At 67.5% G+C, this 12,908-nt stretch carries 9 protein-coding genes; 5 read left to right on the forward strand and 4 right to left on the reverse strand.

All coding sequences use genetic code 11. From position 1 onward, the window contains the following. The first annotated feature begins 114 nt into the window (after positions 1-114). The 5 genes from AC0V2Y_RS16340 to AC0V2Y_RS16360 all read left to right on the forward strand — a co-directional run bounded on the left by AC0V2Y_RS16340 (position 115) and on the right by AC0V2Y_RS16360 (position 7,661). A complete protein-coding gene (locus tag AC0V2Y_RS16340) occupies positions 115-843 on the forward strand; it encodes a CerR family C-terminal domain-containing protein (RefSeq protein ID WP_475414797.1) in 729 nt (242 codons plus the stop codon). Continuing rightward, positions 840-2,255, forward strand: a complete 1,416-nt coding sequence (locus AC0V2Y_RS16345) for an efflux transporter outer membrane subunit (RefSeq protein WP_475414798.1) — start codon at positions 840-842, stop codon at positions 2,253-2,255. The genes AC0V2Y_RS16340 and AC0V2Y_RS16345 overlap by 4 nt, the downstream gene beginning before the upstream one ends. 13 nt (positions 2,256-2,268) lie before the next feature. Then, entirely contained in the window at positions 2,269-3,444 is a 1,176-nt protein-coding gene (locus AC0V2Y_RS16350) for an efflux RND transporter periplasmic adaptor subunit (RefSeq protein WP_475414799.1), read from the forward strand. Between the two features lie 9 nt (positions 3,445-3,453). Next, positions 3,454-6,570, forward strand: a complete 3,117-nt coding sequence (locus AC0V2Y_RS16355) for an efflux RND transporter permease subunit (RefSeq protein ID WP_475414800.1) — start codon at positions 3,454-3,456, stop codon at positions 6,568-6,570. Positions 6,571-6,701: 131 nt separating this feature from the next. After that, positions 6,702-7,661 carry a hypothetical protein gene (locus tag AC0V2Y_RS16360; protein WP_475414801.1) on the forward strand — a complete coding sequence of 320 codons (960 nt, stop codon included), beginning with the start codon at positions 6,702-6,704 and terminating at the stop codon, positions 7,659-7,661. Positions 7,662-7,679: 18 nt separating this feature from the next. On the opposite strand, the gene AC0V2Y_RS16365 is transcribed toward AC0V2Y_RS16360, so the two are convergent. From AC0V2Y_RS16365 to AC0V2Y_RS16380, 4 genes are all read right to left on the reverse strand, one after another. After that, the gene (locus AC0V2Y_RS16365; RefSeq protein ID WP_475414802.1) at positions 7,680-8,420 is read right to left on the reverse strand and encodes a hypothetical protein; all 741 of its coding nucleotides are present in this window, start codon (positions 8,418-8,420) and stop codon (positions 7,680-7,682) included. A gap of 108 nt (positions 8,421-8,528) precedes the next feature. Beyond that, the gene (locus AC0V2Y_RS16370; protein WP_475414803.1) at positions 8,529-9,923 is read right to left on the reverse strand and encodes an efflux transporter outer membrane subunit; all 1,395 of its coding nucleotides are present in this window, start codon (positions 9,921-9,923) and stop codon (positions 8,529-8,531) included. Continuing rightward, on the reverse strand, positions 9,920-11,107 hold the full coding sequence (locus AC0V2Y_RS16375) for an HlyD family secretion protein (RefSeq protein WP_475414804.1): 1,188 nt from the start codon (positions 11,105-11,107) through the stop codon (positions 9,920-9,922). Before AC0V2Y_RS16375 ends, AC0V2Y_RS16370 begins: the two co-directional genes overlap by 4 nt. After that, positions 11,094-12,788, reverse strand: coding sequence for an MFS transporter (locus tag AC0V2Y_RS16380; RefSeq protein WP_475414805.1), 1,695 nt, complete (start codon positions 12,786-12,788; stop codon positions 11,094-11,096). The genes AC0V2Y_RS16375 and AC0V2Y_RS16380 overlap by 14 nt, the downstream gene beginning before the upstream one ends. Positions 12,789-12,908: the final 120 nt, after the last annotated feature.

A 12,908-nucleotide genomic window follows, 5' to 3' on the forward strand; every position in this document is an offset into this window, starting at 1 on the left:
CGCCAGTTCGCGGGCTTTTTTTTGCCTGCGTTTGACATTATCTTCATCATTCCTTAACTAAATCAAGTGATTTAGTTATATCAATCGTTTGAGATATGTGATTCAATCTGCGGCATGATTGAAAAAAATATTTCCCCAACGCCAAGCGCCGACGACGGGCGCAAGCCCCGTTCCGATGGCGAGCAGTCGCGCGAGCGGCTGCTGCACAGCGCCATCCGCCTGTTTGCAGGACAGGGCTACGCCAAGACCTCCACGCGCGAACTGGCGCAGGCGGCCGGCACCAACGCGGCGGCCATCCGCTATTATTTTGGCGACAAGGCGGGCCTGTACCGCGCCGCCTTCTCCCATCAACTATCGAATCCACAAGACAATATCGCCCTGTACGAGCAACCGCATTTCACCCTGCGCCAAAGTCTGGAAGGCTTTTATGCGCAATTGCTCGCCCCCATGCAGCAGGGAGAAATCGCGCGCGACTGCATGCGCCTGTGGTGCCGCGAGATGCTCGAACCGACGGGCCTGTGGGCGCGCGAGGTCGACCAGAACATCCGTGCCGAACACGAGGCGCTCACGCGCGTGCTGGCGCGCCACCTGGGCGCACCCGCCAACAGCGACGACATGCACCGCCTGGCGTTTTCCATCGCCTCGCTCGCCCTGCAGCACATGGTCGGCGCCGAGGTGCTGCACACCTTGCGTCCGCAACTGATGGAATCGGCGCACGCCATCGACACCTGGCTGGCGCGCTTGACCGACTACGCGCTGGCCATGGCCGACGTGGAACGCCGGCGCCTGGCCATCCCCCCCTCCTCCCCTACCACTCAACGACAAGCAGAAGGACCAGCATGACGATTATTCGATGCACCGTTCAACGCGCCCTGGCCGCCGGCATCGTGCTGGCGCTGGGCGGCTGCGCCCTGCAGGGACCGCCCGCCACGGTGACCGCCAGCGCGCCCGCGCAGTGGCAGGCGCCGCTGCCGCATAACGGCAAGCTGACGGACCTGGCCAGCTGGTGGCAAGGCCAGGGCGACAGCCTGCTGGTGGAATTGATCAGCGATGCGCAACAGGTCAGCCCCACCATCGCCGCCGCCGGCACGCGCATCGCGCAGGCGCGCGCGGACAGCATCGCCAGCGGCGCCGCGCTGGCGCCCACGCTCGACGCGACAGGCAGCGTGGTGCGCACCAGCCAGCAATCGGCCCAGCCCAGCGGCACCACCTCGCAGGCGGCGCTGCAGGCGGCGTGGGAAATCGACGTGTTTGGCGCCAACCGCGCCACGCGCGACGCGGCGCAGGAGCGCTACGCCAGCGCGCGCGCGCTCTGGCACGAGGCCCGCGTCTCCGTGGCCGCCGAAGTGGCGAACCAATACTACGCCTTGCGCACCTGCCAGCAATTGCAGGCCGTGGCCGAACAGGATGCCGTCTCGCGCCGCGACTCGGCACGCCTGACGGAGCTGAGCGCCGGCGCCGGCTTCCAGCCGCCCGCCAACGCCGCGCTGGCCCGCGCCAGCGCGGCCGAAGGCGCCAGCCGCGCCATCGAACAACGCGCCGCCTGCGACGTGAATGTCAAGGCGCTGGTGGCCCTGTCGGCCATGCCGGAAACGTCGCTGCGCCAGAAGCTGGCGGCCGGCCCTGCCATCCTGCCCTCGCCCGTGGCGATTGCGGAACTGCCGGCGCAAACCCTGGCCCAGCGTCCCGACATCTACAGCGCCGAACGCGAAGTGGCGGCCGCCAGCTTCGAAGTGCGCGGCGCGCAGGCGCAGCGCTATCCCCGTCTGAGCCTGGCAGGCTCCATCGGCAAGGGCAATATCCGCGCCGGCGGCACCAGCATCACAGCCAGCACCTGGAGCATCGGCCCGCTGGCCGTCAGCCTGCCCATCTTCGACGGCGGCACCCGCCGCGCCCAGATCGACGCGGCCACGGCGCGCTACGAGGAAGCCGTGGTGAAATACCGCGCCGGCGTGCGCCAGGCCGTGCGCGAAGTGGAAGAGGCGCTGGTCAACCTGGCCAGCACGGACGAGCGCAGCGAGCATGCCAAAACCGCGCTGGAAGGCTACCGCGTCTCGTTCGTCGCCACCGAAGACCGCTACAGGAACGGCCTGGCCAGCCTAATCGAACTGGAAGACGCGCGCCGCACGCGCCTGGCCGCCGAAAACACGGTGGTCAACCTCGAGCGCGAACGCAGCGCCGCCTGGGTGGCGCTGTACCGCGCCGCCGGCGGCGGCTGGAACGGCAGCAGCGCCATCGCCAACAATGCACCTTGACGGATACGACAACATGAAAAAACCGATTTTGACCCCCACGACAGTCGCCCTTGCCGCCCTTTGCGTGATGCTGGGCGCGGGCGTTACCCTGTACGCCCCATCCTCCACGGCGGCCGACGAGGCGAAGGACAAGAAGGCGGCGCAGAAACCCGCGCTGACCGTCACCACGGCCAAACCGCAGACGGCCAGCCTGCCCATCAAGCTGAGCGCCAACGGCAACGTGGCCGCCTGGCAGGAAGCCGTCATCGGCAGCGAATCGAACGGCTTGCGCCTCACCGACGTGCGCGTGAATGTCGGCGACGTGGTGCGCGCCGGCCAGGTGCTGGCCGTGTTCTCGAACGACACGGTGAACGCCGACGTGGCGCAGGCCAGGGCAGCCGTGCTGGAAGCGGAAGCGAATGCGGCCGAGGCGGCCGCCAACGCGCAGCGCGCCCGCTCGCTGCAAAGCACGGGCGCCATCAGCGCGCAGCAGATCAGCCAGTACCTGACGGCAGAACAGACGGCCAACGCGCGCATCGCGTCCGCCAAGGCGCAGCTGGCGTCGCAGCAGCTGCGCCTGAAATACACGCAGGTGGTGGCGCCCGACAGCGGCATCATCTCTGCGCGCTCGGCCACCGTGGGATCGGTGGTCGGCGCCGGCACGGAATTGTTCCGCATGATCCGCCAGGGCCGCCTCGAATGGCGCGCCGAAGTGACGGCCACCGAACTGCTGAACCTGAAGCCGGGCACCGTGGCGCAGGTGAAGGCGGCCAACGGCAGCGTGTTGACGGGCAAGGTGCGCATGATCGCTCCCACGGTCGACCCGCAGACGCGTTCCGCCCTCGTGTACGTGGACCTGCCGGCCAGCACGGGCAACAATGCGCCGTTCAAGGCCGGCATGTACGCCAGCGGCGAATTTGAACTGGGCACCTCGGGCGCGCTGACGGTGCCGCAGCAGGCGATTGCCGTGCGCGATGGCTTCAGCTATGTCTTCCGCCTCAATCCCGACCAGCGGGTCAGCCAGATCAAGGTGCAGGCCGGACGGCGCTTGAGCGACCGCATTGAAATCCTTGGCGGCATCACGGCCGACACGACGATCGTCGTCAGCGGCGCCGGCTTCCTCAATGACGGCGATCTGGTACGGAATGTGCAAAACCCGGTGGCATCCCCGGTGGCAGCAGCAGCCAAGCCGGCCGCAGCGAAAAAGTAAGGAGAGGCCATGAATTTTTCCTCCCTCTCGATCAAGAATCCGATCCCGGCCATCATGCTGTTCGCGCTGCTGACCCTGGCCGGTCTGCTGGCCTACAAGGCCAATCCGGTGCAGGATTTCCCCGATATCGAACTGCCCATCGTCACCGTCAGCGCGGTGCTGCCCGGCGCCGCGCCGGCCCAGCTGGAAACGGAAGTGGCGCGCAAGATTGAAGACTCCGTCGCCACCCTGCAAGGCGTGAAAAACATCTACACCAAGGTGCTCGATGGCGTCGTCACGGTGACCGTCGAATTCATCCTGGAGAAGCAGATCGCCGAAGCCGTCAACGACGTGCGCGACGCCGTCGCGCGGGTCAAGGCGGACATGCCGGCCGAACTGCGCGACCCCACCGTCACCAAGGCATCCACGGCCGGGCGCGTGGTGCTGACCTTTATCGCCACGGCGAAAGGGGGCGTGGACAACCCGCTCGACGCGCCCGACCTGTCCTGGTTCGTCGACAATACGGTGGCCAAGCGCCTCCTGACCGTGCCCGGCGTGGGCGCCGTCACCCGCGTGGGCGGCGTCTACCGCGAGATCCAGGTGGAACTCGACGAAGCGCGCATGGCCGCATTGAAGGTCTCGGCCCTCGACGTCTCGCGCCAGCTGCGCCTGGTGCAGCGCGAAGCGCCGGGCGGCCGGGGCGACGTCAGCGGCGCCGAGCAATCGGTGCGCACCATCGCCACCGTCAAGACGGCCGATGAATTGTCGCGCGTGGAAGTGCCGCTGCCGGACGGCCGCCATGTGCGCCTGGACCAGGTGGCCACCGTGCGCGACACCATTGCCGAACCGCGCGCGCTGGCCGAGCAGGATGGCAAGACGGTGGTCGCCTTCGAGGTATTCCGCACCAAGGGCGCCAGCGAAGTGGCCGTCGCCAAGGGAGCGCGCGACGCCATCGCCGACCTGCAAAAGGAAAACCCCAACGTGGTGCTGCAGCAGTCGATCGACAATGCCTTCCCCGTCGAGGAAAACTTCGACGGCTCGATGGAGCTGCTGTACGAAGGCGCGCTGCTGGCCGTGCTGGTGGTGTGGTGGTTCCTGCGCGACTGGCGCGCCACCCTGGTGGCCGCCGCCGCCCTGCCCCTGTCCGTGATGCCGGCCTTCCTCGGCATCTACTGGTTCGGCTACACGCTCAATACCGTCACCCTGCTGTCGCTGGCGCTGGTCGTCGGCGTGCTGGTCGACGACGCCATCGTGGAAATCGAAAACATCGAGCGCCATCTGCGCATGGGCAAGTCACCGATGGAAGCGGCCATGGAAGCGGCCGATGAAATCGGCATGGCGGTGATCGCCACCACCTTCGCGCTGGTGGCCGTGTTCCTGCCGACGGCCTTCATGAGCGGCATTCCCGGCCTGTTCTTCAAGCAGTTCGGCTGGACGGCCGTGCTGGCCGTGCTGGCCTCGCTGGTGGTGGCGCGTCTGCTCACGCCGATGATGGCGGCCTACATATTGAAACCGCTGCCGCACAAGGAGGAACAGGATGGCTGGCTGATGACGCGCTACCTGACGGTCATGCGCTGGTGCCTGAATCACCGCGGCATCACGGCCATCGCCGCGGCCCTGTTCTTTGTCGGCGCCATCGCGCTCGTGCCGCTGCTGCCGACGGGTTTCGTGCCGGCCGCCGACCGCGCACAGACGCAGATCAACCTGGAACTGCCGCCCGGCTCCACCCTGGGCGAAACGCAGGCCGTGGCAGCGATGGCGCGCGACGCGGCCATGCGCACGCCGGGCGTCAAGGGCGTCTTCAGTTCGATCGGCGGGGGCTCCAGCGGCGACGCCTTCGCCCCCGGCGCGGCAGCCGAGGCGCGCCGCGCCGTGCTGACCCTGACCACCGTGCACCGCACCGAGCGCAAGGAATCGATGGCGGACCTGGAAACGCAGCTGCGTCACAAGCTCGATACGATCCCCGGCGCCCGCTTCACGGTGGGGCCGCCCGACACGGGCGTCAAGATGCAGCTGGTGCTGCGCTCGGAAGACCCGGTGGCGCTGATGGCCGCGGCGCAAAAGGTCGAGCGCGAGCTGCGCGGCCTGAAAGGCATCGGCAACGTCAATTCCAGCGCCTCGCTGGTGCGCCCGGAAATCATCGTGCGCCCCGATTTCGCCAAGGCGGCCGACCTGGGCGTGACGGCGGCAGCCATCGGCGAGACCGTGCGCGTGGCCACGGCCGGCGACTACGACACGGACCTGACGAAAATGAACCTGCCCGAACGGCAGGTGCCGATCCGCGTCAAGCTGCCCAACAGCGTGCGCGCCGACCTGGCCGCCATCGAGCGCCTGACGGTGCCCGGCAAGAATGGCCCCGTGCGCCTGGCGAACGTGGCCACGGTGACGATGGAAAGCGGCCCGGCGCAGATCGACCGTTTGAACCGCAGCCGCAACGTCACCCTCGACGTGGAACTCGGCTCGCGCACCCTCGGCGAACTGAATGAAGAAGCGCGCGCGCTGCCGTCGATGAAGAATCTGCCGCCGTCCGTGAAGATCGCCGAACTGGGCGACGCGCAGGAAATGGCCTCGCTGTTCGCCAGCTTCGGCCTGGCTATGCTGATCGGCGTGCTGTGCATCTACTGCGTGCTGGTGCTGCTGTTCAAGGACTTCATGCAGCCGGTGACCATCCTGGCGGCGCTGCCGCTGTCGATCGGCGGCGCCTTCGTGGCGCTGCTGATCACGGGCAGCGCCCTGTCGATGCCCTCGATGATCGGCCTGATCATGCTGATGGGGATCGTCACCAAGAACTCGATCCTACTGGTCGACTATGCGATCCTGGCGCGCCAGGCCGGCATGAACCGCTTCGATGCGCTGGTCGACGCCTGCCACAAGCGCAGCCGCCCCATCCTGATGACGACGATCGCCATGGGCGCCGGCATGATGCCGCTGGCGCTGGGCTGGGGCGCCGACCCCAGCTTCCGTTCGCCGATGGCCATCACCGTCATCGGCGGCCTGATCACCTCGACCTTATTGAGCCTGCTGGTGGTGCCGGCCGTGTTCACCTATATCGACGACCTGGAGCACCTGCTCAAGCGCGGCATGGCGAAACTGCGCCGCCAGAAGGCGCCGCTGCGGCGCGATGACAGGGTGGCGCTGGAAAAATAAGCGCCACGGCTGATTGCAAAAACGCCCCCTGCGGGCAAGGAAGCGGGGGACCGGCCGCCAGGCCGCGCTCCCTCGCTTTCATCTATCTGGCATACTGCGCCCATTCTCCATGAACGCAATCTGCCCTGCCTATGAATTACCGCACCCCGCTCGTCCTGCTGATGGCCTCCGCACTGCTCGGCGCCTGCTCGGAAAAAACCGCGCCCGCCACGGCACAGGAAGCCGCCGACGCGCCAGCAGCAGCCGTCGAACCGGCGCCGGCCGACATTGTGCCGCCGCCGTCCGCCACCGCGCCCAGGACGGAAGCGATGAACACGCCGCAGGCGCGCGAGCGCGAAGCGGGCATGATGCGCGCCGTCTTCGGCAAGGACTACCGCGGCGACAGCGACGACGCGCTGGCCGACCTGTCCGATCCGGACAACCACATCGACAAACTCAGTTACGTCGTCAGCGCCGTCAGCCACAAGCTGCTGCCCGATGGGCGCGCCATCCTGGTGGCGAATGCGGAAACGGCGAATACGGAAGGCACGGCCGAATCGGCGCATGCCTCGCCGGGCCTGTTGAACGTCTTTTTCCTCGCGCCCAAGGGCCAGCCGGAAGACGGCCAATGGCAAGTCGTGAAACGCCTGGAAAACATCGCCACACTCGGCTCGTCGGGGCAGCTCGGCGAAGTGCACTGGGTCATGCTGGGTGCGAACAAGCCGGGACTGGCGATCCGCCATGGCTACACGGGCCAGGGTTACACCATCACGCAACTGGCCCTGTTTGAAATCGGCGATGGCAAGGTGACCGCGATCGATGGCGGCATCGACCTGTATTCGGACAATATGGGCGCCTGCGGGCCTGACACGGACGAGTGCTGGATGGTCGACGGCAAATGGCGCTTCGCGCCTGCGCGCGATGGCGGCGCCTACGACGACTTGCTGATCGATTTCAAGGGCGCCTCCGAAAAAATCAAGCCGGGCGTCGCGGTCAAGCAGGACGAAGACCCGCCGCGCATCGCCACGCCACTGAACGGCCACGCGCGCTATGGCTTCGATGGCAAGGGGTATAAATTAGTCGAAGGGAAGAATCCAGTGCCTGGCGTGTAAGCCGGCACCGGCAAGCCATCAGCGGCGCGCCGCCTCCAGGCGCGCCAGCAGCGGCGCATACATGGCACGCGTATGGCTGCTCCAGCGGGCCATGGCGCTGTCGATATCGAGCAGCAGACGCTCCGACAGCACCTTGTCGCCCTGCTGCAGCGCCCAGATCGCGCACTCGGCGCGGCACTCGAAGCTGTTGTAGCGCGTCAGCGCATCGTCGAATTCCGCCTTCGCTTCCTGCTGTCGCCCGCTTTGCGCCAGCGCGCGCGCCGTCAGCAGGGACACCATCTCGGGACGGAAATGGATGTCCGTGCGGCGGATGAATTCCAGGTGCGTCAGCGCTTCGGCGCCGCGCGCGCATTCCAGATAGGCGCGCGCCGCGCCCAGGCGAATTTCCAGGTCCGATGAAAACGCTCCCCGCAGGCAGGCTTCGTACGTCGCTGCCGCTTCCTGCGCAGCGCCCGCCTCCAGCTGCGCGCTGGCCAGGCGCATCTGGTTTTGCGCCGTCGGCGTGTACTCGAAGGCCGCCTTCGCCTCGCGCAGTTCGCGGTTCGGGTCGAGCACCTGCACGGCCACCGAGGCGACCTTGCGCGCGCCTTGCGGCAGGCGCGAATTGGGCAGGTAGATGGCAAAGAAATACACCACGCTGCCCAGCAGCGGGAACATGAATAAAATGAGCAGCCAGTACAGCTGCTGCCCGTTGCGCACCACGTGGATCGCAAAAAATACCGCGATCAGGATGTGGATGCCTATGCCAAAAATCGTCATGCTGCGACCTCGTTCGTTCGTGATGGAAGCGGCTGGCACCATGCCGCCGCTTTCCCTGGTCAGAATATTACACTGGCGGCGGCGAACGGCCGCGCCGGACACGCGCCCCTATTGCGCCTTGGCCGACCAGCCGCCGCCCATGGCGCGGTAGAGGTCGACGGAAGCGACAAGGATGCGCGTCTTCAGTTGCAGCAGTCCCACGTCGGCGCTGTACAGGGTGCGCTGGGCGTCGAGTTCCTCCAGGTAGGAGGCGTAGCCATTGCGGTAGCGGTTGTGCGCGATGCGCAGGGTGTCCGCCGCCGCGGCGCGGCGCGCGTCGTTTTCCACGGCCTGCTGCCGCAGCCGGTAGATGGCGCCCAGGCTGTTTTCCGTTTCGGCGAAGGCGTTGCGCACCACGTTTTCATACGCGTACACGAGCTGGTCGCGCTGCGCGCCGGCCGCATCCGTCTGCGCCTGCACCCGCCCGCCATCGAACAGGGGGCCGGCCGCCAGGGCCGTCAGGCGCCACAGGGCCGTGGGCGCATGCAGGAAATCGGTGAGGGTCGTCGCTTGCCCGCCGCCCACGGCCGTCAGCTTGAACGAGGGCAGCAGCTGGTCGCGCGTGGCGGCCAGGCTGGCATTGGCGGCCGCCAGGTTGTGTTCCGCGCGCGCGATGTCGGGCCGCCGGCGCAGCAGTTCGGACGGCAGGCCGGCCGGCACGCCAGGCGCGGCCAGCTCGGCCAGCGGCAAGCCGCGCGCGATGGGGCCGGGATTGCCGCCGACGAGGACGGCCAGCGCGTTTTCCTGTTCGAAGATCTGCCGCTGCAGCTGCGGCACCTGCTCGGCCGCCGCATGGTATTCCGATTGCGCCTGCAGCCATTCCAGGCGCGAGCTGTAGCCCACCTCGAACTGCTTGCGCGCCAGCTCGCGCGACTGTTCGCGCAGCTGCAGGGTCGATTGCGTCAGCGCCAGCTGCGCGTCGAGTCCCCGCAGATTCAGGTAACTGGTCGCCACGCTGGCGGCGATCGACAGGGCCGCGGCATCAAGGCTGGCCTGCTCGGCGCGGTAGCTCTCGGCGGCGGCGGCGCTCAGACTGGCCAGCCGGCCCCACACGTCGATTTCATAGCTGGCCTGCAGTTCCGCCTGGAAGACATTCGTCACATACGGCTTGCCGCTGGACGCCAGGGTGCGCGTGCGCGTGGGCGAACCGTCGAAGGCCAGATTGGGCGCGCGGTTCGCGTCGGCCTGCGCCAGGCGCGCGCGGTATTCCTGCACCCGGGCGCGCGCCACGCGCAAGTCGCCATTGCGCGCCAGCGCCTCGCCCACCAGGTCGCTCAAGACGGGGTCGCCGAAGGCTTGCCACCACAGCTGCTCCACATGGGCACCAGCCGCCGCAGGCGCGCCGATGGCTTGCGCGCGCCAGCCGGAAGGCAGCTGCAGTGCCGATGCGGGCTGCGGCGGCGCCTTGGCGGCGCAGCCGGCCAGCGCCAGCGCGGCGGCCATCAGCAGGTGACGGCGCTTCATGGCTTGGCCTTCTTCGGTGCAGGCGGTGGCGCCGGGTTGTCCGCCGAGTCGTTCAGCACGGCCGACGTGTCGACGCTGACCACCACCGACATGCCGGGCACGAGGCGGCGCGCATTCGCCTGGCCCGGATCGATGCGGATGCGCACGGGAATGCGCTGGGCAATTTTGAGGTAGTTGCCCGTCGCGTTATCGGCCGGCAGCACGGAAAACTCGGACCCCGTGGCCGGCGAGATGCGCTCCACCTGGCCCGTCAGCACGGCGCCGTCGAGCGCATCGACGTGGAAAGTGGCGCTTTGCCCTTCCTGCACGCCGTTCATCTGCGTTTCCTTGAAATTGGCGATCACCCACATCTGGCGCGGCACCAGCGCCATCAGCTGCGCGCCCGAGTTCACGTACGCGCCCTGGCGCACCGTCACCTGGCCCAGCTGGCCGTCGGAGGGCGCCACGATGCGCGTGTTATCGAGGTCGATCTTCGCCGCCTTGACGGCTGCCTGCGCGTTGGCCACGGCAGCCTCCAGCGCCTGCTTGTTGACCACCACCGAATGCACGCTTTGCTGGGCGATGTCGAGATTGGCCCTGGCCTGCGCCAGCGCGGCCGCCATCTGCGCCTGCGTGGCGCGCGACTGGTCGTGTTCGCGCTGAGACAGCGAGCCGTCCGCCACCAGCTGCTCCACACGATGGAGGTCGGCGCTGGCCTTGCTCGCCTGCGCTTCCGCGTTGGCCAGCGCCGCCTCGCTGACGGAAATGCCCGCCTGCGCGCTGGCCTTCTGCTGCGCCCAGTTCGACAGGGCCGCCTGCTGCGCCGCCAGCTGGGCCTGCGCCTGCTCGTAGCGCTGCTGGTAGATGCGGTCGTCGATGCGCACCAGCAGCTGGCCTTCCTTGACGTCCATGAAGTCCTGCACCGTCACTTCCACCACATAGCCCGACAGCTGCGTGCCGATGATGGTCACCTGCCCCCGCACGGTGGCGTTTTCCGTCGTCACGATGGGACTGGTGAATGGCGGCAGACGCCACGCATACAGCACGATCAGCACGCCCACCAGGGCCACGGCGGCAAAGGCCAGCGCGGACAGCCACTGGTGACGCCGGTCCGGCTGCGGCGGCGTACTGCTGGCCGCGGGCGCTGGCGCAACTGGCGTCGGTGCAGGGGTCGGTACTGGCGGCGGGGTGTTATTTTCTGTCATTGCTCGGTTCCGAATTGGTAATGGGGACGATGGCCATGGCCGTCTGCGCATCGCGCACGGGGCCGACCAGGCGGCGCGCGCCGGTGGTGATGCGGGTCCAGGACTGGCTGACCAGCATCCAGATCAGGGTGGCGACGGCGACGCCGGCGATCATCAAAAAGACGTCGTTGTAGGCCAGCACATTGGCTTCGCGCGTGGCGACGGCGCCCAGGCGGGCCACGCCCTGGGCGCTGCGCAGGGCCGGGTCCGTCAGGACGCCGCCATAGCTTGCGGCTCCGGACTGCACGCGCGCGGCCACCTGCGGGTCGAGCATGGTGAGGTGCTCGACCAGGTAGCTGGAATGGTATTTTTCGCGCGCCGTCTGGATGGTGCCGACGATGGCCGACCCGAGCAAGCCGCCCAGGTTCTGCGTCATGGTAAACATCACGGAAAAACTCACCAGGTTGCGCGGTTCGGCGATCACGGCGCCCATGCCGGCCACCATGGTGGGACCGAGGAAATACGTGCCGCCAAAGGCCAGCAGGAACTGGCTGACATACATGTTGACGGGGCGCGTCTGGCTGGTGGCGTGCGCATCGATGAGCGCGCCGGCAGCGATCAGCAGCAGCGCGAACATCAGCGAGCGGTGCAAGGTCGCCGGATTGATCGTCAGCGCGCTGACCACCAGGCCCGCCACGCTGCCCAGCAGGACCACGACGAACAGGTTCTGCATCTGGTCCGTGTTCAGCCCCAGCGCCTGCAGGAAGCCCACGGCGCCCGTCGATTCGGACAGCACGATGCGAAACAGCAGCACCGATAAAAACAGCTTGGCGATCTTGCCCGTGGTGAGCCAGCGCGTGTTGAGCAGCGGGCGCGCGCGGTTATGCTCGATGGCCAGCGCGGCGGCGATCAGCACGATGGAAGCCGCCAGGCAGACACCCACCCACTCCGATTCCATCCACCACGCCGTGCGTCCCTGCGCCAGCACAGCGCACAGCAGGGCCACGCCGGGCGCGAACAACATAAAGGTGAGGAAATCGAGCGGCTCGAAGGTCTGCACGCGGTCGCCGGGCGGCAGTTTCAGGGCCAGCACGCAGCCCAGCGCCAGCAGGGCCAGCCCCAGCTCGAACAGGTACAGGCCGTGCCATTCGCCGATCTGCAGCAGTTCGGACGTGAAGATGCGCGCCAGGGGCAAGGCCAGCTGGGCAAAGCCCAGACCCAGCACCACGCCCTTCAGGCGGTGCCGCGCGGGAAACGCCTGCAAGGTGTAGTACAGCCCCAGCACGCCCAGCGCACCGCCCACCATGCCATGCGCGGCGCGCACGGCGATGGCCGACGGCAAGGTATTCGCATACAGGTGGGCGAAGGTGACGAGCGCATACAGCACCAGGAACGCTTCCGTAAACAGGCGCAGGCCGAACTGCTGGCGGAACTTCACCAGCAGCAGATTCATGGAGACGATGGTCATCACGTAGGCGGCCGGCAGCCACTGCATCTGGTAGGCATAGGCGGCCAGGGAGCCTTGCAGGTTCAGCAGATTGGCCGTCACCAGGCCGTTGCCGAGTCCCCCCGTCAGCGCGACGATCAGGCCGACGATGAAATACGCGACACGCTTGGGCGTCGAATGCTCGGGCATCGATGGCGACCCGGGCAAGGTCGGGCGTTCGCCCGGCCCCCAGGTGCGAGGTGTGTACTTGTCCATGCGGTAATCGCGATCCGGTTTGCTGAAGCCGTTCTTTGCTGCAGTGATAGAAATAGTTGCAAATGAACAGTTCTAGTCAGCAGCATATCATCGCAGGACGTTTTTATTGTTTACATTGTT

The organism is Janthinobacterium sp. BHSEK, assembly GCF_056174685.1.